Origin of the sequence: Hyphomicrobium sulfonivorans (assembly GCF_013306565.1) — a bacterium.
Lineage (GTDB): Bacteria > Pseudomonadota > Alphaproteobacteria > Rhizobiales > Hyphomicrobiaceae > Hyphomicrobium_A > Hyphomicrobium_A sulfonivorans.
Map to the genome: position 1 here is coordinate 353,583 of NZ_PZPO01000002.1, position 22,132 is coordinate 375,714.

Annotated in this window: 17 protein-coding genes; 7 read left to right on the forward strand and 10 right to left on the reverse strand. The window is 59.9% G+C overall.

From position 1 onward, the window contains the following. Window positions 1-11: 11 nt before the first annotated feature. Both C6Y62_RS06730 and C6Y62_RS06735 read right to left on the reverse strand, forming a co-directional pair. Window positions 12-1,034: a FecR family protein gene (locus C6Y62_RS06730; protein ID WP_246274436.1), complete on the reverse strand. Its 1,023-nt coding sequence runs from the start codon at window positions 1,032-1,034 to the stop codon at window positions 12-14. An 86-nt stretch (window positions 1,035-1,120) separates the two neighbouring features. Next, the gene (locus C6Y62_RS06735) at window positions 1,121-1,639 is read right to left on the reverse strand and encodes an RNA polymerase sigma factor (protein WP_173953291.1); all 519 of its coding nucleotides are present in this window, start codon (window positions 1,637-1,639) and stop codon (window positions 1,121-1,123) included. A 261-nt stretch (window positions 1,640-1,900) separates the two neighbouring features. Between C6Y62_RS06735 and C6Y62_RS06740 the strand changes: the two genes are divergently transcribed. After that, the gene (locus C6Y62_RS06740; RefSeq protein WP_246274438.1) at window positions 1,901-3,067 is read left to right on the forward strand and encodes a THUMP domain-containing class I SAM-dependent RNA methyltransferase; all 1,167 of its coding nucleotides are present in this window, start codon (window positions 1,901-1,903) and stop codon (window positions 3,065-3,067) included. A 49-nt stretch (window positions 3,068-3,116) separates the two neighbouring features. Here C6Y62_RS06740 and C6Y62_RS06745 read toward each other — a convergent pair whose 3' ends face one another. The 3 genes from C6Y62_RS06745 to wecB form a co-directional block, all read right to left on the reverse strand. Beyond that, window positions 3,117-4,067, reverse strand: a complete 951-nt coding sequence (locus tag C6Y62_RS06745; protein ID WP_173953292.1) for an NAD-dependent epimerase/dehydratase family protein — start codon at window positions 4,065-4,067, stop codon at window positions 3,117-3,119. Next, window positions 4,064-5,278: a glycosyltransferase family 4 protein gene (locus C6Y62_RS06750; RefSeq protein WP_173953293.1), complete on the reverse strand. Its 1,215-nt coding sequence runs from the start codon at window positions 5,276-5,278 to the stop codon at window positions 4,064-4,066. The genes C6Y62_RS06745 and C6Y62_RS06750 overlap by 4 nt, the downstream gene beginning before the upstream one ends. A 148-nt stretch (window positions 5,279-5,426) precedes the next feature. After that, window positions 5,427-6,524, reverse strand: a complete 1,098-nt coding sequence (gene wecB, locus C6Y62_RS06755) for a non-hydrolyzing UDP-N-acetylglucosamine 2-epimerase (protein WP_210258010.1) — start codon at window positions 6,522-6,524, stop codon at window positions 5,427-5,429. Between the two features lie 205 nt (window positions 6,525-6,729). Between wecB and C6Y62_RS06760 the strand changes: the two genes are divergently transcribed. After that, window positions 6,730-8,088 (forward strand): DUF2793 domain-containing protein, encoded by a 1,359-nt coding sequence (locus C6Y62_RS06760; protein ID WP_173953294.1) that lies wholly within the window; start codon window positions 6,730-6,732, stop codon window positions 8,086-8,088. Here C6Y62_RS06760 and C6Y62_RS06765 read toward each other — a convergent pair. The 4 genes from C6Y62_RS06765 to C6Y62_RS06780 are packed head-to-tail and all read right to left on the reverse strand — an operon-like array spanning window position 8,015 to window position 12,865. Further along, window positions 8,015-9,220, reverse strand: coding sequence for a glycosyltransferase family 4 protein (locus C6Y62_RS06765; RefSeq protein WP_173953295.1), 1,206 nt, complete (start codon window positions 9,218-9,220; stop codon window positions 8,015-8,017). The genes C6Y62_RS06760 and C6Y62_RS06765 overlap by 74 nt on opposite strands. Beyond that, window positions 9,217-10,449, reverse strand: a complete 1,233-nt coding sequence (locus C6Y62_RS06770) for a polysaccharide biosynthesis protein (RefSeq protein WP_173953296.1) — start codon at window positions 10,447-10,449, stop codon at window positions 9,217-9,219. The genes C6Y62_RS06765 and C6Y62_RS06770 overlap by 4 nt, the downstream gene beginning before the upstream one ends. Next, a complete protein-coding gene (locus C6Y62_RS06775) occupies window positions 10,446-11,495 on the reverse strand; it encodes a glycosyltransferase family 4 protein (protein ID WP_173953297.1) in 1,050 nt (349 codons plus the stop codon). The genes C6Y62_RS06770 and C6Y62_RS06775 overlap by 4 nt, the downstream gene beginning before the upstream one ends. Next, window positions 11,492-12,865 carry a hypothetical protein gene (locus C6Y62_RS06780; RefSeq protein WP_173953298.1) on the reverse strand — a complete coding sequence of 458 codons (1,374 nt, stop codon included), beginning with the start codon at window positions 12,863-12,865 and terminating at the stop codon, window positions 11,492-11,494. Before C6Y62_RS06780 ends, C6Y62_RS06775 begins: the two co-directional genes overlap by 4 nt. A 5-nt stretch (window positions 12,866-12,870) precedes the next feature. On the opposite strand from C6Y62_RS06780, the gene C6Y62_RS06785 reads away from it, so the two are divergent. The 4 genes from C6Y62_RS06785 (at window position 12,871) to C6Y62_RS06800 (ending at window position 18,522) form a co-directional block, all read left to right on the forward strand. Then, window positions 12,871-13,176 carry a hypothetical protein gene (locus tag C6Y62_RS06785; protein ID WP_173953299.1) on the forward strand — a complete coding sequence of 102 codons (306 nt, stop codon included), beginning with the start codon at window positions 12,871-12,873 and terminating at the stop codon, window positions 13,174-13,176. A 573-nt stretch (window positions 13,177-13,749) separates the two neighbouring features. After that, entirely contained in the window at window positions 13,750-16,038 is a 2,289-nt protein-coding gene (locus C6Y62_RS06790; protein ID WP_173953300.1) for a GumC family protein, read from the forward strand. Window positions 16,039-16,099: 61 nt separating this feature from the next. After that, complete coding sequence (locus C6Y62_RS06795; protein WP_173953301.1) at window positions 16,100-17,440, forward strand: tetratricopeptide repeat protein; 1,341 nt, start codon at window positions 16,100-16,102, stop codon at window positions 17,438-17,440. A gap of 344 nt (window positions 17,441-17,784) precedes the next feature. After that, window positions 17,785-18,522, forward strand: coding sequence for a polysaccharide biosynthesis/export family protein (locus C6Y62_RS06800; protein WP_246274439.1), 738 nt, complete (start codon window positions 17,785-17,787; stop codon window positions 18,520-18,522). Window positions 18,523-18,849: 327 nt separating this feature from the next. Here the strand turns inward: C6Y62_RS06800 and C6Y62_RS06805 are convergent, their stop codons facing one another. Then, window positions 18,850-20,553, reverse strand: a complete 1,704-nt coding sequence (locus C6Y62_RS06805) for an O-antigen ligase family protein (protein ID WP_173953303.1) — start codon at window positions 20,551-20,553, stop codon at window positions 18,850-18,852. Window positions 20,554-20,958: 405 nt separating this feature from the next. On the opposite strand from C6Y62_RS06805, the gene C6Y62_RS06810 reads away from it, so the two are divergent. Beyond that, window positions 20,959-22,053, forward strand: a complete 1,095-nt coding sequence (locus C6Y62_RS06810; RefSeq protein WP_173953304.1) for an acyltransferase family protein — start codon at window positions 20,959-20,961, stop codon at window positions 22,051-22,053. Window positions 22,054-22,132: the final 79 nt, after the last annotated feature.

The window sequence follows — 22,132 nt, forward strand, 5'->3', positions numbered from 1 at the left end:
CGTCAGCGATGTCAGCGCAGGATGATGACGCCCGGCAGTGTCGTAACTTTCGCGCCTGCCGCTTCCGCCAGTGAGCGGATGGCCAGCGCGGGATCGTCGAGTTTGTAGCTGCCGCTGACAGCGGTGCCTTGCAGCGCGCTGTTCCACACGACGACGCGACCGCCGTAGTAGCGCTGAAGCTGCTCCAGCACTTGGCCGAAAGGCTGCTGGTCGAATGTGATGCGGCCTTCGGTCCATGCGAATGTCGATGCGGTGTCGATGGCGCGCACGGAAGCCATTGCCGCCGGGCCGACGTTTACAGCTTCACCGGGCGTCAGATCGGTGTGATCGGACGGTTGTGCGAGGCTGCTGACGGCAACCTTGCCGCGGGCGAGGGCAACGTCATCAAGGTCGCCTTCAAGGTGGATATCGAACGCGGTGCCGGTGACGCTGACGCGGCTGTAATTGCCATCGACCACAAACGGGCGCGCAGTGTCGCGTGCGACGTCGAAGAATACCTGGCCTTCAAGCACGTGAACGGCGCGGCTGCTGTCGGTGAAGTTGATGGCAACGGCGGAAGCGGTGTTGAGGATCATGCGCGATCCGTCCGGCAGGCTGACGGTGCGCTGTTCGCCCGTCGCGGTCATGTAGTCGGCGCGCGCCCACAGCATGAAATCGGACGCATGGGTCGCGCCCCACAGCAGAAAGATTGCAGTTGCGGCCACTGTAACGTTGCGGCGGCGCTTGCGCGTAGCGTTGGCGGGCCGGGTGGCTCCGGCGACGTTTTCAGCAGCTTTCAGGAATTCCGGCTCGCCCCACATTGCGGCAACTTCAGCGAAGGCTGCTGCGCGGCGCGGGTCGCTTTCGCTCCAGGCGCGGAAATTGCGGCGGACTGCGGGATCGTTGGTGGCGGCCTGCAACCGGACAAACCAGTCCAGCGCCTCGTCCCGGAACCGCGTGTCGTCGCCAGGACTGGCAGCCTGCGCGTGCGCGTTGCTCTGGTCGTCCTGCGTCACCGCTGCCCCCGGATGCGCCGCGACCATCGCCGCGGCCATGCGTGTATCGCCTTATGCGTAACGGCAGGAGGTAGCAGCATTCGCATTGGGTGCAAACCGGGCTGGCACGTTGGCGGGATCGTCGCTCAGCCCCTGTCCAGCCGCGCCATAGCGTCCATGCAGTGGCCCATTGCCATCCGCAGTTCATTATAGACCGTGCTGGTGGAGACGCCGAGGTGATCGGCGATGGCGGCAAAGGTCCAGCCTTCCTTGCGGCTGAGAAGCAGAACCGCGCGCGCCCTTGGAGGCAGCGCCATCAGGGCGGCTTCGAACTTTGCCAGCCGCTCGCGGTCGATAACTTCTTTTTCCGGCGTGGGTGCGTCGGACGCGATGTTCAGGATCGCGCGTTCGTCGGTGATCGGGCATTCAACGCGCGAACGGCTGATGGCGCGGCGGCTCTGATCGATGGCAACGCTCTGTGCGGTCCGATAGAGGTAATGGTTGGGCTGTTCGATCGGCGTTGTTGGCGATGCCGCCAGCAGGCGCAGAAACGTTTCCTGCGTAGCGTCGGCCGCGTCAGCGGCGTTGCGCAGCCTCCGCATGAAGAACGAGCGCAGGCGGCCTTCCTCGCGTCGGTGAAGTTCATAAACTAGCGTGCCGCTCATGCGATCCCCGATTACGCGAACCTGTGGGTTGCCCCTCATCGGGGCGCCGGGCCATTGCCACGGCAGTAACAACGATGGCTGGCGTTTCACTTCAATCCCAATGATTTAGATCGGGTCCAGATAGGTCTGGGGTCGTCATGTGATAGTTTACTTGAGTGGTATAGTTTTATGTTTCTATTCCATGGCTTAAGGGCAGTCGTCACCGGCAGTGAGTAGCATTTAGCTGCGCGCGATTTTGGCGAGGCGTGGCGGCGTTGCAACATGTGGGCTTCTCGCCCATGGCATTTCTACGGAAGGTTTCACCCGCACGGCATGAAGCAGGATCAGCAGTTCGAGATATTTCTGGTTGCGACGCCGGGTCTTGAGGGACCGTTGTGCGCCGAAGCGCGCGCCTGCGGTTTCAAGGCCAAGACTGTGCCGGGTGGCGTTGAGATGAAGGGCGGCTGGCCGGATGTGTGGCGCGCCAATCTTGAGCTGCGCGGCGCAGGCAAGGTCTATGCGCGGATCGACAGCTTCCACGTCAAGAACCTCGGGCAGCTTGAGCGCCGCGCAAAAACGGTGCCGTGGCGGCAGGTGCTGCGCAAGGCGATGCCGTTCCGTGTTGAGGCCACATGCAAAAGCTCGAAGGTGTATCACTCGGGCGCCGCCGAGGAGCGCATCGCGCAGGCGATAACGGAGCAGGTTGACGTTGTCCCGGACGAGAACGCCGATGTTTGCATCAAGGTTCGCATTGAGAACAACATCTGCACGGTGGCGGTCGATACGTCGGGCGAGTTGTTGCACAAGCGCGGACACAAGCAGGCCGTTGCCAAGGCGCCTATGCGTGAAACGATGGCGTCGCTGTTTCTGCGCCAGTGCGGTTTCGACGGCACGCAGACGGTTCTGGACCCGATGTGCGGATCGGGCACTTTCGTGATTGAAGCAGCGGAGACAGCGTCGGCTCTGATGCCGGGGCGTGCGCGCCGGTTCGCGTTTGAGAAGCTGAAGGGCTTCGATGACGTCGCGTGGCGGGCGATGCGCGAAGCACATGTTGCTTCGAAGCCGGCGGTGAGGTTCTACGGCAGCGATATCGATGCCGGCGCCATCCGCATGAGCCGGGAGAATGCCGAGCGCGCCGGCGTTGCGGATATCACGTCATTCCAGGAAATGGACGTCGCCGACATCACGCCGCCGGAAGGCGCGGCGCCCGGCATTGTCATCATTAATCCGCCGTACGGCGATCGCATCGGCAACCGGGCCAATCTGAAGCTGCTTTATCGCACCATGGGCGATGCGCTGCTGAAGCGCTTCAGCGGTTGGCGCGTCGGGCTGGTTACAAATGAGGAGCAGCTGGCTCAGGCAACCGGCCTGCCGTTTTCGCTGACGGCAGAACCGGTGCTGCATGGCGGCATGCGCATTGTGCTCTATCGCACCGGCCCGCTGCCGTGAGTACTGCTAAGCGATTGTGACGCGCTGGCTGGCGCCCGTTTTGTGCCGCCTATGTGAAGTCGTGCTGGACCATACGTTGCAGGCCATCCGCTATCGAGAACCGAGGCTGGAAGCCTGTTTGCACGGCTCTATCGGCTGAGATCTGCGTGTCGGAATTGAACTTGCGAATGCGAATGGCGCTGATGGGAAACCGGCGTCCAGTGATGGCTGCCACCGCATCCAGCAGGTAGCCGGCACCGAGGCCGAGAGGTAACGGAATGCGCATGGTACTTGGCGGCAATCCAAGCTCGCGCTGGACAACCTCTACCAGCTGCGCCGTCGTAAGGTCCGGAGTATCGGCATAGTTAAAAATCTCGTTGCCGGAACCCGTTGCAAGGCGGCTGGCGATGAAGCTGGCAACGTTCTCGACATAGGCCATCGATTTTCGACTGGTACCGCGCCCCACCATCATGAAGCGGCCGCCATGGATCGCGCGAATGAGATTGTAGACGTTGCCGCGATTGCCCTCACCGAACACAACGGAAGGTCTTATCGTTGTGAGGCGCCGTGCCGTATCCGCCGATTGCCATTCAGCAAAGATCTGCTCCGCCTGCCATTTGCTGCGGCCGTAGTCATTGAATGGCGCGATGGCATTGGTCTCGCGCGCCACGCCCGCGTTGAGGCCATAAACCGCCACCGTGCTGGTGAATATGATGTGCGGCACCTGGGCATCATCGCAGACCCGGGCCAGATTTTCAGCGCCGCCGACGTTGACGTCGTAATAAAGAGATACGGGCTGAACATCATCGGCGTGCTCGGCCGCCAGATGAATAACAGCATCCACGCCCCGACATGCGTCGGCGAGGCCGGCAGCATTGCGGACGTCATTCACAATGGTCAGTTCTGGGTACGCAGTCGAACGCACCTTGTCGTAGATAATGACATCGTGCCCCTCGGCCAGAAGTTGGCGCACGAGCACCGTACCGATGAAGCCGCTGCCGCCGGGGATCAAAATTTTCAAGCGCTCCTCCCATCGACCACGCGCTGGAACACCTGCTCAAGCGTCACTACGGATTGCTCGCGCGAGTATCGATCCGTTGCGACCTGTCGATTGGCGATAGAACGGCTTGCGAGGCGTTCCCACGCGACCATGCCATCTAGCAACGCGGCAGCCATCGCAGTCTGATCGGAAGGGGCAAAGACGATGTTGCCGCCGGTCTCGCGCAGTATCGCAGCACCTTCACCGGCGACGCCTGCGATAATCGGGCGGCCCACCAGCATGTAGTCGAAAACTTTTGAAGGGATGGTCTTCTCGAATACGGGATCGGCATCAAGATTGATAAACAGCAGCCCGCCCTGACTCATGTGCCGCATGACATCCTGCTTCAGCATCGGCGGAGTGAAAATAATGCGGTCTGCATGCGCGGTTTCGGACGCAAGTTGTTTGAGCTGGCCTTCGAGCACGCCCGCTCCGACAAATTCCAGCTTCCACCCGGCTGATTCCGGCCGCTGTGCAATTTCGGCGAAGGCGGCAACAAGGGTTTCAAGCCCCTGCGCCCGGCCCAGGTTGCCTGCATATATAATCGTGCGATTGGGGCTGTGATCTTTCGCAGAGTCCGCCGACGGAAGGCTGCCAACCAGGCTGCGACGTACGCCATTGTAGACAACATCAACCGGCGTCGATGTCAGTCCGCGGATGTATTCGGCCATTGGATTGGAAACGCAGGTGATGGCATCGGCGCGGCGGTAAGCCCACTGCTCCAGCCGTTTGCCAATGCGGAACGCAGCGCCGCCGTTTGAAATCTGTTTGGCTGCGACGGCTGATTCCGGCCACACGTCGCGAATGTCTAGCACGAGTGGCGCGCGCGCCAGTTTGGCCAGGGCCACCCCGGCGATGGCGACGAACAGCGGCGGAGACGATACCCAGACAACTTCCGGCCTGAGCTTTCGCACCACAGCGCGCCCGAGCACAATCGCGCCGTAAACAAACGAAAAATAATGCCGCAGATAATTGATGACGCCGCTGCCACGAAGAGCGGCGATGTCCACACGCTCGACTGAATATGTTGCCGACGTCGTATCGGAACCGGCTGCCGTGGCCTTGTGCGGGATGGCGCACACGACTGCAACGTCATGGCCGGAGGCGGCGAGAATGTCGGCGGTGTCGCCAATTCGAAAAGCGGCTGCGGTTATGTCGGGTGGAAAAAATTGTGACACAATAAGTATACGCAAAAATGCCTCCCTGATCGGCGCGCGCTATGCGCCGTTCCAATAAAAAATGACTACGGCGTCGCCGCCAAAAATGTGTGCTTCGCGTCGGTCGAACGTGTCCGTCGGGGCAGCGCTTCTAAATTGCGGAGCAGCTTTTGAGACGAGGGCGTCATGGTGTCAGCAGCCGTGCAAGGGTGCTGACGATGCGTTCGCCGGTGTTTCCGTCCCACAGGTCCGGTGTGCGCCCGCGTTTCCAATCGCCGTCGAACAGGCGATTTAATGCCGGTTCGAGCGCGGCGGGGTCAGTTCCCAGCAGCTCGTTGGTTCCCAGCTCAACCGTTTCCGGGCGCTCGGTGCTGTCACGCAGCGTCATGCACGGCACGCCCATCACCGTGGTTTCTTCGGTGATGCCGCCCGAGTCAGTGATGACGGCCTTTGCATGGCGGGTGAGGTAGTTGAACTCCAGATACGGTTGCGGCTCGACGAAATGGATTGATTGCGGCAGGCCGGGAATGGCTTGCAACGTTTTCGCCGTGCGTGGATGGACAGGGAAAATGACCGGCAGCCCACGTGTTCCGCGTCCGATTGCGCGCAGAAGGTTATCGAATGCGGCGACGCCGTCGACGTTGGAGGGACGATGCAACGTGACAACGAAGTAGCTGCTGGATTGCAGGCCAAGCTCATCCCAGAAAGGCGGCGGCCGTAGCCGGTCGAGATTTGCAAGCAGCGTATCGATCATCGTGTTGCCGACAAAGAAGATGCGATCTTCTGGAATGCCGGAGCGCTTGAGATTGTCGCCAGCCCAGTCGCTGGTGGTGAAAAACCAGTTGGTGATGGCGTCCGTCACCATGCGGTTGATCTCTTCCGGCATGCTCCAGTCGCCCGAACGGATGCCGGCTTCAACATGCGCGACTGGAACGCGCAATTTCTGCGCGGCGATCGCGCATGCCATTGTCGAAGTTACGTCGCCGACGACAAGACAAAGCTGGCTCGGCGCGTCGAGAAGCAGCTGTTCATAGCGCACCATGATCGCTGCGGTTTGCTCTGCCTGCGTACCTGAGCCGGATTCCAGATTGACGTCGGGTTCGGGTATGCCGAGCTGGGTGAAGAAATCGCCCGACATGCGTGCGTCGTAATGCTGGCCGGTATGCACCAGACGGTAGCGGAGATCGCCACCGTCAGCTCTATGCTTTTCAAGCGCCTTTATGATCGGCGCAATCTTCATGAAGTTCGGGCGTGCGCCCGCAATAATATCTACTCGTATCACGATAATGATCTCAACTGACTAAAAATGGATGGTTTGCATATGAATGACGAAAAATGGATCGTGGGCGGGGCAGGTATCGACAACTGAGGAGGCCGGTCAAGTCGCGCTCGCCTAAGGCGCGTCTTGGCAGAACTGATGACTTATTCCCGATGGATTTGCGCGTGGGATAACGGAAGCCCGGTGATGAGTTGTCAGGATCGCAGCAATGGTTACGACTACCAATCTTGGCCTGCCATATATCATGGCGGCGCAGGCGCAAAAGCACGTGACGCATAATGAGGCGCTGCGCGCTCTCGACGCGATCGTCCATCTGGCTGTGCTGGATCGCGATCTGGCTACGCCGCCGTCTATGCCTGCCGAGGGTGAACGTCATATCGTTGCGGCTGGCGCCATCGCGGCATGGAGCGGCCACGAGGGAGAGGTCGCTGCGTTCCAGGATGGAGCCTGGGCTTTTTATGCGCCGCATGACGGCTGGCTGGCCTGGATAACGGCCGAAAGCAAAGCGGTGATCTTCGACAGCGGAAGCTGGGTCGAATTTTCCGGCTCCATGGATGTTAATCCGGCAGCGCTCGTCGGCGTCAACGCAACCGCCGATGCGACCAACAAGTTGGCGGTGAAGTCGGATGCGGTTCTGCTCAGCCACGATGATGTCACGCCCGGCACCGGCAGCGTTCAGCTCAAGCTGAACAAGAATGCGGCGAGCGCTACCGCTTCGGTGCTGTATCAGACCGGTTGGTCGGGGCGCGCGGAATTCGGCACCACCGGCGATGACGATTTTCACGTCAAGGTGAGTTCTAACGGTGCGACATGGCGCGAAGCAATTGTCATCAACAGAGGCACGGGTGTGGTTTCGCTGCCGGGAACACCGCCCGTCGCCTCGCCCTTCAATCTCCTGAAGGATGCGGGTCGCTTTTCGGGAAGCCCTGAGCCGCAGTCGGCAACGTCGCCTTCGTTCACCGCCCCGACCTATTTCAAGACCGTCAACGGATCGTCCTTCGCCCAAGGCCCGAAGTTCATTTTCAACAACTCGACCTACGGCGGCGCTGCCGGTGCACTGGACGCCGACGTCGATGCGCTGATTGTTCGGATGAAAGACGCCAGCAATGCCTCGTGGCGGCGTTACAGCGTCGAGTTTTATTTGTTGGAGGTGACAGCAGGCAACGGCACTGGGACCGCCGTTACCGTGGGCGCCACCACCTATTATCTGTGCATGGAAAATGCCAACGGGCCGGTGCCCACGCAGATGACCATCAACTTCCATCTGCGCGTGAAGTCGGGTGAGGTGGCGCTGATCCATAACAGTGACGAAGGCGCCCTCTTCGTCGACGGCGTTCCGTACACCAGCCATCAGGTGCGGACTGCGGCGGACGGCTGGCAGCAGGTCACGCGTCTGACCAACCGCAACCCGCGGCAGTTCGTTGGCTACAACAACGTCCTGAAGCGTCTCTATGCGACGCCGGGAACGGTGTTCTATATCGCGGCGCCATTCTTTACACCGGGCCATGTGCCGATCTCTCCAAATCTCTTTTATGGCGTGGTGCCAAGCCTTGAGGTGTGGCGATAGGTGCATCTCCGGTCAGCACGGCGCGGTATGCCGCAATGGTTTTCTCCGCGATCAATCCGGGGGCGTAAGTCTGCCAGGCGTCATGCGCGATAGCAGCGCGACGCCAGTCGTGGTCAAGCGCGCGCTGCAGCACCGCGGCCTGCGCGTGCAGGTCTCTCGCGGGCAGGAAGAAGCCGTTTCTGCCCGGCGCGATCATGTATTTGATGCCGAAAGCCTCCGGCGCGACCACAGCGACGCCGCGCGCGTGTGCTTCCGCGATGGTCATCGGCGCGTTTTCCTGCGGAGATGCCATGATCAGGCAGCAGGACTGATCCAATGCACGTGCGAGTTCATTCGAAGCGACGTTGCCTGCAAACGCGATGCGATCGTCCAAGCGTTCCTGGCGGATAAAATCTCGGCATGCCTGGCTATATTCGGCATTCGCGCTGCTGCCATAAATAGACATACGCGCGGATGTATTCGCCTGCATCGCAGCGGCGACGATGCGAAGAATGCCAAGCGTGTTCTTGTGCGGACTTATATGCCCGATGGAAATGATGTGAGGCTCACGCGGCTGCGTTTCATTCCGCAGCGGTTCCATGAACGCGGCGTCAAGTGGATTTGGGATCGCAAAGTGGTGACCGTTGACGATATCGGGAAACGCCTCGTGCACGTAGGGATTGATAACGATCACATTGCCAATCTGGCGGCGTGCCCGCGCTTCAACCGTGCGCATGACATGCGCCATGCCATGCCGTGCCAAAGGCCCCCATCTATCGCCGCGTGAAGTGAGTAGAAGGTCCCGATGCGCAATGCCATGCACGGTCAGGATGCGTGGCAGCGATATCAATCGGCCAAGGCCGGCCAAGCCCTGTAAATGGACAAGATCGGGGCGGATGCTTTCCACAGCGCGGGCAACGCGGCGCGCGTCGAACGTCCAGTAGCGGGCGGCGCCTGGCCCCGGTCCGCGTTTCAGATAGATAGTTCTGACGCCGTGATTGACGGTTTCGGCATCGCGCTGCGCGCCGGGCACGATCAACGTCAGATCCACCTGCCGGCCCAGTTCGGGCAGCAAGGTGTCAATGACGCGCTCGACGCCGCCGCTGACCTGCTTTCCGGGCTCGGGATATGGCCCCACCATAACGATTTTCATGGGCGCGCCTTCCCGCGCAGCAGCAACGCAAGCACAACTTCGAAGCCCACCATGATGGCTGCAACGGCCGATACGATGCCGACAAGGCTGGTCCCGAATAAAATCACTGCGGGGATCAGTGCGATCAGTTTGGCTAGACCTATCGCTGCGGCAAGGCCAGGCACGCCGCGCGTGTGAACGCTGAGGCTATAGAGGCCGATTGCGGCCGTGCCGGAAAAGCCGGCGAAGAAGATCAGGAACACAGTTTCGATTTGCGGGAACCGTGCGCCATAGGCCATGCCGATACCGCACGCAACTGCGACGCCGCCTGCCATCATAACCGCCCAGAAAGCACCAATCAGGGCGAGGCCGCGTTTGCTCCACAGCAAGCTCTCAAACGCAGAGGGTGAGCCCAGCATTTTCGGCAGCAGCACGCTGCGCAGCGAATAGATCAACAGCGAAACCGGACCAACAAACGTCAGGATGAGACCGTAAGTGCCGACGGCCGTCGCATCGAGGCGCGAGGCGATGAAAAATTGCGGCACGTACGGAATGGCGATGAACGTGACCGCGTTGACATATACATATCCGCCATAGCGCAAGGCATCGCGGAGTGGCGGCCAGGGCCATGCGAAGGCCCGCAGTGCAAGGCGCGCCGATGACGACAGCACTGAGGCAACAACCGGAAGCCCATAGATAGCGATCGCGATCAGCAGCGGATCGGCAAACATCAGCAGCGCTATCATTCCTGCGCCTGCGCGCAACACCGCGAATGCGACGCTGGATCGGGTGAAGCTGCTGTAATCCTGCCGCGCCTGGTCGGTGGCGCGCATGCCGTTCCACACATTCAGCAGGGCGCCGAGCAGGATGCCTGTGCCAACGTCTGTTGCGCCCGCGAGGGCCAGGCCAACGCCGGCCACGCCGCCCACGAGGACCATCAGCAACCGCATCGCGAATGCCGCGCGCAGATAGCCTTCGTCGCGCGTGTCGCCATACATCTTGGTGGCAGTGATGTTGAGACCGAATTCGAACAATGCGCTGGCGAGCATCACCGAGGCGACGATCAGACTGAGACGGGCAAATTCCGTTACCGGCAGCGTCAAGGCAGCCAGCGCAAGAATGGCGAACGTGGTCGTCTGAATTGCGAGGGTCGAAAGGAACGTGATGGTCGTATGCGCCGCAATCTCGCGCAGAGACGGCGCAGATGGTTGCGGAGCGGTGGCGCCAGAAGCGGATGCCGGAACTGTCATGTGGCGGCACCGACTGCGCTATAGACACGGATGACATCATCGCTGAAGTCGCGCTGCGTCTCACGCGGGATCGCCGTCGTATCGGCGTTGATAATTCTATCGATAAACTGGCCTGTGTCGCGCGACGGAAACAGTGTCACGCCGTCGGGGCGGACCGCAGCATCGGAAGCGATTGTTGGCACGCCGTACCACAGCGCTTCGCGCAGCGAGATGGCATCGCCATCGCGACGTGATGGCCTGACGAACAGGTGCGAATGCCGCAGCACGCCGGGGAAGTTGGTCTCGCCGCGAACGAACTTGATCCGGTCGGCAGCCGGCCCTTTCGCAGCCTGAGCCTGCAGGCTGGCATAATATTCTTCGTCACTGGGAACATTGCCGACGCATACGATCGCAGCGAAGCGCCTGTTCACGTCATCGCACGCAAAAGCGCTAATGATCATGTCGACGCCGTAAAGATCGACACCGTCCTCTTGCAGGATCTTCGAAGCGTTCAACGCGATGATGCGCCGCCCGTCGGCCGTCTGTTCGGCAAGCCATTGAGTAATGTCATCCGGCAGCGTTTCCTCGTTGGGCAGGGGCGGAATGAAAGCGGGAATGACATGTGCGGCGCGGCCCATTTGCAAGGAGAGCGCTTCGCTGACAGCTATTCTTTCATGGGCGATTGCGCCGGCGAGCCGGAGAAGGAATTTGCCAAATCGGCCGGAGTGATCGGCGTGCAGAGTTTGCACGACCTTGCACCCGAGCATGCGTGCCGCGATTGTGTGGCCCAGGCGTACTAACGGGTTCATGGAATGGACGTGGACGATATCGGAGCGACGTAGCAGGCGCAGATATTGGGCTAGTCCCATGCTGCGCAGATGCCCGATGTCGGGCGATTTCTGCCGGGACTCATCCAGAATGCTGTGCTCGATGGATCGCGCGCTCAGCTGTTGTGACAGTCGATCGATATGGACAGACATGCCGCCCTTCGGCGGCGGAAACGGCCCGACCAGCAGAAGGCGGTACTTGTTCAGACGTGAGTTTTTCGACGTCAATGTCAGGGTCATGGGAACTTCAATATCATCCACATAAAGTGTGCGATTATCATCACGAGAAAAATCATCTTGAGGTAATTGGCTCTCTTACTATCTAGGGCCGCACTGTCGCAAAAAGCCAGCGATGCCACGATTGCCAACGGTACGAACGGACCTATGTGCCTGGATTCGATAGATGTGGCGCCAATCGCCATGAGGAAAATCAGGAAAACGCCAAAGAGAAATAGCACTGAAGCTCTACGGGCTTGAGGATATGACACCAATACGAAAGCGGTGACGGCAAGCCTCGAAACCAGGAAATAGAAAAATACAGCGCCGATGGCTTTAGCCAGCGCATATGTAGCGCCGCTTTCTAAGCTGCTCCCCCAGAGTGGAATTGGCATAAACAGAACGTAGATTGGCCCGATAATCAGGCGAAGGAGAAATGGCTGATTGACGACTAGTGCCATTCCCAAGCTGTCGGCTTGGGCTCCACTACCGGCCATGGCGACATATGCGCCGGTCCCTCGCTCGAATCGTTGCGCTAGATCAGCTCCCACGGTGGCGGCTGCGAAACCAACAGCCGTAAGCCCCAGCACAAGTAACGTGTTGATCCAGAGGCGCTCGCCGCCTCGTCTGACATCTTTCGCAGCTACCAGGGCCGCAAGGCCGACGCCGGCAAAAGCAATTGGTACCGAGTTGAGATCATAGCGCAGATAATGCAGTGCGAACGTGAATAGAGGCGTAGCTGCTATGATCAGCAGCATAGAAAACAGATCCTTCCTCACAAGGAAGGCGCACCAAAGTGCAGCCAGAGCCGCTATTATCAGGCAGATGAACGAGTCCCGCACATGAAGCGTGGCGAATAATATGAAGAGCCCGCATCCTGTAAACAGGGCAAACAAAATAAAGAGCCGGCGTCGGTCATAGCCGTATAAAATGATGGCCATGAAGGCTGAAATGACGCCCGTTGCTGCCATGTTGAAGATGTTGATTGATACGCCAATGTGGGGAAGGTGAGTTCCGCCCATGTTGACGGTCCACTCGTAGAAATAGTTCCACACCAATATGGCCAGTGGGCCTTCGAGAACTTTTCTCAGATCATCGAGGCTGGTCGGTGTGAACTGCAAGTACAGCTGCGTGTAGAATTTCTCTGCATCGATCAAGCTCCCTGGCGTGACTTGGGTTGGCCCGTCGAGCAGCAACGAAATTCCAGCGCACAGCCAGTACCAGCTCACAAGCCAGCTGTAACCCCACCGGATCTCGGGCGCGCGACTTGCGAGGATGGTGAGGAGCAGCCACATAGGTCCGGCGATCAGCAACATTACAAACAGCGGCTGAACGCTGTCGTAAGTGTCGAAGTGCAGAAGAGAGCCGCCGGCAAAAGCAACCGGGGTCAACACGCGGAGTGTCGACCAAGGGCCTATTCTGGCGCCTGATAATTGGTGCTGCTGCAGTCGACGCATTATCTAATTCTGGATCTAGTGCTGGCGGCCAGCTCCATGCGAGCCACGGCTACGACAGCGGCCAGGCGCTCTGGATTGGTTGGCTGGGAAGCCTCAAATGCGGGATCGGCCTGCGGATCAACCTGCGCAACAACATGGAATGCACTCTCAAACTAATTTCGCAGCTTATGAAATACGGCCCCGACTACGGTCGCCAACAAAATAGTTCGCGCCCCAACGACATCGAGACGGTCAACGATATACCGTAGCTGGTGCACGGCGCCAGCCGATTTTGCTACCTCAGGTTAATTGCTGTGCAGACTCAGCGCAGAGAGCGTTGCAGGCCATAGGGTTGCGCCGATCCCAGCTGGCGCGCGCAGTCGCGTACGGAATTTAAAATCTGTCTAAGGTCGGCGCTGTGTTCGTGTCGCGTGCGCAGCGACGCGACAGGCTGATGCTGGCGTTGGTTTTCTGCCGGCGGCCGCGACGAGTGACAACCATACAGCTACGAACCGCTGGATCTCAGGCGGAGGTCTTTTGTAATTGTTGCCAGCGTCAACGGCGTGCTATCGGAAACGGGTATGTGGGCTAGCGACGGTCATCTCCGTCGCTGCATTGTCGATAAGTTTTGGTCCGAGCCTGGTAAATTTAAGTCGTGAACGCCGCCTTATTCCGGTGGCGTTATTGCCATCGGCACCGGTAAGATGACGGAGTTATTTTGGTGTGATTACACCGGCATGCAGGTGGCGTTTGCCACGCAGTTCAAGTTTGCAAAGTAAGGCCGATTTTGTTGAGTGCCGCACTGTTGCTTTTAAAATCGATTTAGTTTTTCAGCCGTCGACATGACACATAACGAGAATGTTCCTGCGGGCGATGATCGTCGTCCGTCCAATATTGCACCGATCCAGCAGACGCAGCGACCGGCGTTCGTCGGGTATGCGGATGCAGGCTATCCGAATTATTCCGACGCGGCGATCCTGCAGGCTGAGCCGGCAACGAACCTGCGCGAATACTGGCGGATTGCCAACAAGCGCAAATGGCTGATCCTGGGCGTCACCGGTGCGTTTTTTGTCATGGGCGTCATCATATCGCTGATGATGACGCCGCTCTATACCGCAACCGTGCGGCTGCAAATCGATCGCAACGTTGCCAAGGTGGTGGACGGCGGAAACGTAACGCCGCTGGAAGGCACCGACATCGAATTTCTGAAGACGCAGTACGAGCTGCTGCAAAGCCGTGGCCTTGCCGAGCGCGTGGTCGTGGCGCTGAAGCTGGGCGATAGCGAAGCCTTCCAGGGCTCCCGCGGACCGTCGTTGCTGGGCAGTCTGCTTGGCATGCTGAGTTCCTCCGGCGATACGCCGACGAAAGGCAATCAAAGGGCTGAGCGCGAGCGCAGGTCGATCGATCTTGTGCTCCAAAGTCGTTCGGTGCGTCCCATCGCCGGTTCGCGTCTGGTAGACGTCAGCTTTACGGATCCAGATCCCGTGATGGCGCAGCGGATCGCAACCGCGTTGGCCAGCGCGTACAGCGACTCCAATCTCGACAAGCGTTTTCAGGCCAACGTCTACGCGAAGACATTCCTTGAAGATCAGGTGAAGCAGCTGAAGCTGCGGCTTGAGGAATCGGAAAAGCAGCTGCTGGACTTCGCGCAGAAGGAACAGATCGTCGCCGTTTCCGAGAAAGCGTCGATTGCGGAGAACAATCTCGCCAGCGCCAACGCCGCACTGGGTGTTCTGGTGTCGGAGCGCATCAAGAGCGAGCAGCTTTGGCGGCAGGTTGAGAACGCGAGCCAAATCAACATGCCGCAGCTTCTCAGCAACAAGGTGATCGAGGGGCTGCGCGATCAGCGTAATCTTCTGGCGACCGAGTATCAGGAGAAGCTGGAGACGTTCAAGCCGGGCTATCCGGCGATGGTGCAGATCCAGAACAAGGTCGACGAGATCGACCGTCAGCTGTCTGTTGAAATTCAGACGATCAAGGATTCTCTGAAGGCCGGTTTCGCCAGCGCGGCGGCTCAGGAAGAAGAGATGAAAAAGCAGATCGAGCAGCTGCGCGTCGAAGCGCTCGATCTGCAAAAGCGCAGCATCCGCTACAACATTCTCAAGCGTGAAGTGGATACCAACCGCGGCCTTTATGAGGGACTCCTGCAGCGCCACAAGGAGGTGGACGTTGCGGGCGGCGTCGGGGCCAACAACATTTTCATCGTTGATCGGGCTGAAGTTCCAATTGCGCCGTCGTCACCAAAGCTGGTGCGTTCCATTCTGCTGTCGCTGCTGCTGGGGCTGGGCGTCGGTGTTGGTGCTGCGGTGCTGCAGGAAATGATGGATGACTCGGTTCGCAATATCGACGATCTGGAACGGGTGACCGGACTGCCGTCGCTGGGTGTTATCCCGAAGGTTTCGCGAGAACCGGTGGAGGCCGAATTCGCCGATCCCCGCTCGCCGGTGATGGAAGCCTATCGGTCGCTTTGCACCTCATTGCAGCTGACCACCGCCAGCGGCCTGCCGAAGTCTTTAGCGGTAACGAGCGCCGGTCCGGCCGAGGGCAAGAGCATCACCGCGATGGCGATTGCCCGGCACTTCGCCAACATGGGCCTCAAGGTGCTGCTGGTGGACGGCGATATGCGCAATCCTTCGCTGCACAAGAAGATGGCTATTCCCAACGGCGCGGGCCTCAGCAGCTATCTGGCCGGTGCGTGTGCGCCGCCGGATACGTTCCAGGCCACCGACATCGCTACGCTTGCATTCATGTCATCGGGTCCGCTGCCGCCGAGCGCTGCTGACCTGCTTGCGGGGCCGCGCCTGCATTCGTTGTTGCGCGTGGGGCTGGAGGTCTTCGACCTCATTGTTATCGACGCGCCGCCCGTCATGGGCATGGCGGATGCCAGCATCCTCGCCAACACAGTGGAAGCAACAGTGTTCGTTGTTGGCGCCGGTCAATCGACGTCAGGCCAGATTGGCGCTGTGCTGAAACGCCTGCGGCTGGGCCATCCCAGTCTGATCGGCGCAGTGTTGACCAAATTTGACGCCGTGGCGGAAGGCTATGGTTATGGCTACGGCTATGACTACAATTACGGAGTAGATCAGAAGCTGAGCGCAGGCGATCATTCTGTTCCGCGCCTGGGCGGCTGACGGTATGGCCCGTGTTTCCGCATCCGCGCCTCAGCCAACCAGACTTTTAACCGGTCGCAGTGTGGCCGACATCCTGCTTGCGGGGTTCGCGTTCTACATCTGGTTTGCGCACCAACTGCCCGCTTATCTGGCGACCGTTGCGCCCGAGACGGCGTTGACGTTCAACGCTTCCGATGCAACGGCGCTGATCGCGCTGTCAGATGAAAAGCTGCGTCGCAGCGATGGCGATGGCGCCGAGCCGGGTCAGGTCGAGAAACCGGAGCTTTTGAAATGGTCCGAGATCGGTCGGCTGGCGATTAGTCCAAAATTGGAGCGCCCTTTAACGGCTGACGATCGCGAGCAGATGACGGCCGACCTGAAGCGTGCGCTGCAAACTAAGCCATTAAGCGCACGTGCCTTTGAAATTATCGGGCGTTTGGCCGAGCTTGATGGCGACAGCAAGCTCGCCGACATTTACATGCGCGCCGCCGTCAATCGGTCAGCCGGATCGACAGACGCGCTCGTCTGGCTGATCCGTGACGCAATGATGCGGGAGGATGCCGACGCGGCGCTGCGGTATACAGACGTTCTGCTGCGCAAACGGCCGCAAACGGGCAATCAGTTGTTTCCGGTGCTGGCATACGTTGCCGAGCGATCATCGGGGGAACCGTTCCCGGCTACTGAAGCGCAGAAACGGCTCATCGAGCTGCTGGCGGGCGAGCCGCGCTGGCGCGCAAATTTTTTCCGTGGTGTCGTCCGGCATATCCATGATGCGCGCACGCCGCTGGTGTTAATGACCGTGCTCAGGGAAACTGAAGCTCCGGCGACGCCGCAGGAGATCAACGGCTATCTGCGTTTTCTCATAGAAAAGCGGCTCTATAGCTTCGCCTACTATGTGTGGCTACAGTTCATCGACAAGGAACAACTTGCCGAGGTTGGGTTTCTGACCAACGGCAGTTTCGATATCGAACCGAGCGGTGCACCGTTTGACTGGACGATTGCAGGCGGGAGCGGGGTCAGCATCGACACGGTCGAGCGTATTGATGCCGACGGCAATCGGGCGCTCTATCTTGAGTTTGGCGCCGGGCGCGCCAAGTTTCCCGGCGTGAGCCAGATCACTGTTCTATCGGGTGGGCGATATAAGCTTTCCGGCCGCCTGCAAGGCGAGCTTTCAGGGCGCAGGGGAATGGTCTGGCGGATGCGGTGTCTGCCAACGAACCAGGTTATCGCGGAAAGCCCGATGTTCCTCGCGCGCGAGCCTGGCTGGGCTCCGTTTGAAGCCGAATTCGAAGTGCCGGCAGAAGGCTGTGCCGCGCAGGAGATCCGGCTCGTGCTGGATGCCCGTTCGGCGTCTGAGGAGCTGATCTCCGGTCACGTTTGGTATGACGCATTGAAGATCCGCCGCCAGGAGGACGAAGACTAATAGCTGAGGCCGGCGTGAGCTGTAACGGCGTGGCCGAGCGTGTGCTGGCTGGCTTTTTTGTTCCGCCTTATGACGGTTAGGGGTGTGATTGTCCGTCCGTGTGGCCGCCGGGCAATCGGGTGTCGACAATACTGCCGGGGCGAGCACCTGCGGAACTTTTCGCCGTTGACGGGTAGTCGTCTTGTGTTGTTTCCTGCCGGATAATTGTTGCCGGGACTCATTTTGTTCCGGTCTGGGAGTATTAGATTATGCCATTTCGTTGGCTCCGCATATTGCCTACCAATTTGTTTTGTCTAATGTTTCTCCTGCTGGCTAGTGTGCTCGCCGCAGGCTGTGGCGCATCTATGGGCGACGGGGCTACGGCAAGCCTTGGCGGGGATGTGTCCCCGCAATCGGTATCGGCCTCATTCGCAGATCCGGCCGGCGCCGCCGCGGCCGGTGGCTCAACGGTGGGCTCCCCCGCGCTGAGCGATTCGCCTGTGCGCGTTGAAGGGGTCGATCGGCTGATGGCCTCGGCAACACCGGGCAGCAGTGGCTACAAGGTTGGCCCGCAGGACGTGCTCGAAATTTCAGTATTCAAGGTTCCTGAGCTGTCGCGCAGCGTGCAGGTGGCCGATGCCGGCAGCATCAACCTGCCGCTGGTCGGTGAGGTGGATGCCGCTGGCAAGACAGCGCGCGATCTTGAGCAGGAACTGACGCGGAAACTGGGTGACAAATATCTGCAATCACCGCAGGTGACGGTGTTCGTGAAGGAATACAACAGCCGTCGCGTTACGATCGAAGGCGCCGTCAAGAAGCCGGGCGTGTATCCGATCCGCGATCGCGCATCGCTGCTGCAGTTCATCTCGATTGCTGAAGGCCTCACCGAGTTGGCGGACACCGAGATCGTTGTGTTCCGGCAGGGCGGCGGTCAGAAGTCGGTGGCGCGCTTCGATCTCGATGACATCCGCGGCGGCAAGACAGCCGACCCCGATATTCGTGATGGCGATCTGATCGTGGTGAACACGTCGAGCACAAAAACCGTATATCAGAATTTGCTGCGCATTCTGCCGAGCACGGCGAGCTTCCTGCTGCTGCTGTAAAGGCTTTTGCGCGGCTGCTTGTTTGCTGGGCCAGCTGGGTGGCTTAGGCGTCGTCGTCGTCCGCCGTGGCAGTGTCGAGATCGACCGCGCCCGGATGGATTGCTCTGGCGAAGCTCCGGAACGGCGGCTGTGCAGCTGACCTTGTCAGGCTGCGTTGCCATTGGCGCGTCGGAGCAGGAAATCCGCATGCGGATGGAGCACCGACGAGGAGCATCGCGCCGATCTGGGGCAGCGACAGCCGCGCGGGCAGATCATCGCCAACTCACCAATTCACTAACTCACCAACCGCCAGCCAGCGGCCATCAAGCACGACCACGGCGCCGCCCGTCAGCTGTCGCGGTCGCGCTTTTTCCACTCGTCCGGCCAGCCTTCCGGCGATTGCCAGGTGCGCGCGCCGGTGCCGCTGGATTTGGTGTCTTTGGGCATCTCGGCGCGCGGTGACAGCGCTTCAGCGGAGACTTTGGCGCGGTGTTCCGGCGCCAACGGGAAAGGCCGCTTTGCAGCCGTCTCGACAGAGCGTTGATGCCGCGTCGCCGGAGCCCGCACATCGGCCGTTCTGGCAGGTACCGCTAGGTCGCCTGACGATCGCGGGGGCGGCATCAGCAGGCCGCAGGCCAACGCGAAAACGGCAGCCATCGCTCCGGTGCGAAGCGGGTAATCGACCAGCGAATGCAGCATGAGCAGGCCGACAATAAGAACCGCCGCGCGCATCAAGGATGTATCGAGAGAATATTCATCTGCAGGCCGCCACACCGCAACCGCGCGCATACCGAGCCAGATGCCGAACGCCGCCAGAATGATCACGGCAAACAGCCCCAGTTCCAGCCAGAATTCGAGCAGATCGTTGTGAGCCCTGTTCGCGAAGGTATTGGGCAGCAGGTTTTCAACCTTCTCGTAAACGCCGTAGAGCGCTTCGAATGAACCCAATCCGGCGCCGAACGGCATGAGTGTGTAGCCCACGTCAGCCGTCGTCTGGGCAAAATGCACGCGCGCATCCTGCAATGGATCGGAGTCGAAACGCTGAATAATGCGATAGAGCGCGAACTGTGCGCCCAGCACGCTGGCGACAGCAAAGACGGTAGCGAGAATTTTGGTGATGGAAACGCGGCTTTGTGCCTGACGCGGGGCCATGAACGCCAACGCCAGCACACCGATCATGGCGACAATTGCGAGCAGCAGCCCCGCGCGGGAGCGGGCCATCGACTGGGCGGCCAGCAGAGCCAGCATGAGCACCAGCGCGCCAGCCAGCATCGCGACATAAAACGGGCGCTTGCGGCCGAAGGCAATGAAGCGCTGGTGCGCTTCGCCCGCCCACACGGCACTCAGCAGAAAAGCGCAGTACAGCAGCGCGGCGTAGTGGTTGCGGTTGGCGAAGAAGCCGGTCGCTTCGTTCTCGTTGCTGAAGGCGTAAAAGCGGATGGCGCCGCCGCTGCCAAATGCGATCTGCGTCAGCCCCAGCACAACGGATACCGCCGCCACGGCAAGCACAATGAGCGTCAATGTCCTGCGCTGCGGCGCATCGAGTTGGCAAACGGCCAGAAAGATCGACGCCGGAACCGCCAGCGACAGCAGGCTGGCATAGGTGTCCGATGGCGCAACACTGAGCGGCCGCCAGGGGAGTTCGACGCCGAGCGTCCGATAGGTCTCGGCGATTGTTTCTCGGCCCGGCAATGCCTGCCATACTTCCGGCGGCAGCGGGATCAGTTGTGCGGCTGTAACAGCGGCCAGCAGTGTCAGCGCAAGCATCGGAACGAAGTTGATCCAGCGCTGCGAATTTACTGCCGGCGCAGGCGACCACTGCCACGGCGCCAACGCCAGCAGGGGAATCGATATCAGCTGCAGGATCAGGTCGGAGGCCAGGCCCGGCCGTGACGCGCCACCAATGAGAAGCGCGGCCAGCAGGACAAAACTGCATCCCCAGAACAGGAGATTTCGGGGCGGAGAAAAAGACAGCACTATTCGATTGCCGTTCTGCTGCCGCGGTGACACGCGGCCAACGTAGGTGTGCCAGTGATGCAGCGGGGGGCGCATGCCTCAACAAGCTGCCGGGCGGAGCGCGACGAGCGGCAGCCGATGCGGGCCTGCCTTGGCAAGGCTGCCAGGAATAGGGGCGCGTTGACGACTGGGTCAAAGCCGAGGGCGACAATAAAAATAGGCATGTATCTCGACGCTAAAAAAATAGATCAGTAAAATTGGCAGCGATAAACAACAACCAAAAGGATATGAGCTTCAAGATCGTCGGAATGCAACCGAAACTAGGCATTGGTTGGGCGCCGCGGCTGGTGTCCGGTCAGGGCTGGGCGCAGCGTCGACGGCAACGCCATACAGGACCATCGAAATCCCGGCGAGCGGCGCGGTTAATTAATCCGCACACTATTTTCATCAGGCGCTTGTGCTGTTGCTAGGCTCCCCGCCCGTAAGATCGGGGGAAGTTACGTGTCTGCCAGCGTTAATGGGTTTGGCGCCTTCCGGCTTGTTCTGGCCGCGTCAGTACTGTGGATGCATTTTGAGAAACTGCGCGTCGAGCAAGCAACGCTCGAAGCTTTCGAAATCGGCACCATTGCCGTGTGCGTGTTCTTCGCGATTTCGGGGTATGTGATCTCAAATGCGATAGATGTGCACTATGCGCGCCGGCCGGGTGCATTCATGCTTAATCGCATCAATCGGATCGCGCCGACATATCTGGCGGTGGTGATCATTGCGCTGCTGATCCTGCCCGTGCTGCTGTCAAGCTACAGCCTCGTCGATCACAATGGCAATCAGGCGTCGTCAGTGGCGGCGCTGTCTCTCGCCAACGCGGCCAAGAATTTTATCGCCGTTGTTCCGCTGACCAACAAAATCGCCCCGCCGGAATTCATCTTTGTGCCGTTTGTGTGGGCGGTTCGTACCGAGGTTATGTTTTACGTTGTCGCCTGCCTGATCTGTCTGCTGGCGATGTTGATTAGGTCCAGCTACGGGCGTGTAGGTTTTGTCTTCGGTGTTCTTGCGCTGGTCGCTGCGTACGTCGAAATCACCACCGGTCTGTTCGGTTTTCCAACGTTTCGTGTTGCACCCTTCTTTGTGCTTGGTGCCGCGCTTTATTACATCGTGAAGACGCCGAACCTGGGCAATGTCGGCCTCGCGATTGCGGCAGTTGTCGGCGTCGTGCTGGAAACCTTGACGCGGTCACCGCAGCATGAAGTTCTCGGTTTCGATCGCAATTTATCCGGGCAGGCGATGCTGCTGATTGCGACGTTGATCGTGTTCTTCCTGTTGGCGAAGCGCCGGCCGATGCGCTCGCGCTGGGACACACTAGGCGGACAGCTTTCGTATCCGGTGTATTTGGCTCACTCCATTCCGCTGTTCGTCTGCCTGACGATGGGCGCAAACGTTGCGCCTTCGATATGGTGGTGGCTTGCGGCGGTGTTCGCAACAGCGGTTCTGTCGTTCACGTTAGTCTGGACAATTGAGCGTCCGTTCGCGCGATTGCGAGCCACAATTCGAAGTTCTTCGAACGGCGACAAAACCATCGTTGGCGCTCCCGCTTTTTGAAGATCTCCATTGCGCTTGCAAAAGTTGTTTGCCGGCGTTTGCCGATACGCACGTCGGCCACTTGAAAATAAAAAGCCCG

Bases quoted from the DNA above. Each gene is read 5' to 3' on its own strand.
- C6Y62_RS06740 (WP_246274438.1), top strand. From the start codon at position 1,901: ATGTGGGCTTCTCGCCCATGGCATTTCTACGGAAGGTTTCACCCGCAC.
- C6Y62_RS06800 (WP_246274439.1), top strand. From the start codon at position 17,785: ATGGGCGACGGGGCTACGGCAAGCCTTGGCGGGGATGTGTCCCCGCAA.
- C6Y62_RS06805 (WP_173953303.1), bottom strand. From the start codon at position 20,553: ATGCGCCCCCCGCTGCATCACTGGCACACCTACGTTGGCCGCGTGTCA.
- C6Y62_RS06775 (WP_173953297.1), bottom strand. From the start codon at position 11,495: ATGACCCTGACATTGACGTCGAAAAACTCACGTCTGAACAAGTACCGC.
- C6Y62_RS06760 (WP_173953294.1), top strand. From the start codon at position 6,730: ATGGTTACGACTACCAATCTTGGCCTGCCATATATCATGGCGGCGCAG.
- C6Y62_RS06730 (WP_246274436.1), bottom strand. From the start codon at position 1,034: ATGGCCGCGGCGATGGTCGCGGCGCATCCGGGGGCAGCGGTGACGCAG.
- C6Y62_RS06770 (WP_173953296.1), bottom strand. From the start codon at position 10,449: ATGACAGTTCCGGCATCCGCTTCTGGCGCCACCGCTCCGCAACCATCT.
- C6Y62_RS06765 (WP_173953295.1), bottom strand. From the start codon at position 9,220: ATGAAAATCGTTATGGTGGGGCCATATCCCGAGCCCGGAAAGCAGGTC.
- C6Y62_RS06735 (WP_173953291.1), bottom strand. From the start codon at position 1,639: ATGAGCGGCACGCTAGTTTATGAACTTCACCGACGCGAGGAAGGCCGC.
- C6Y62_RS06790 (WP_173953300.1), top strand. From the start codon at position 13,750: ATGACACATAACGAGAATGTTCCTGCGGGCGATGATCGTCGTCCGTCC.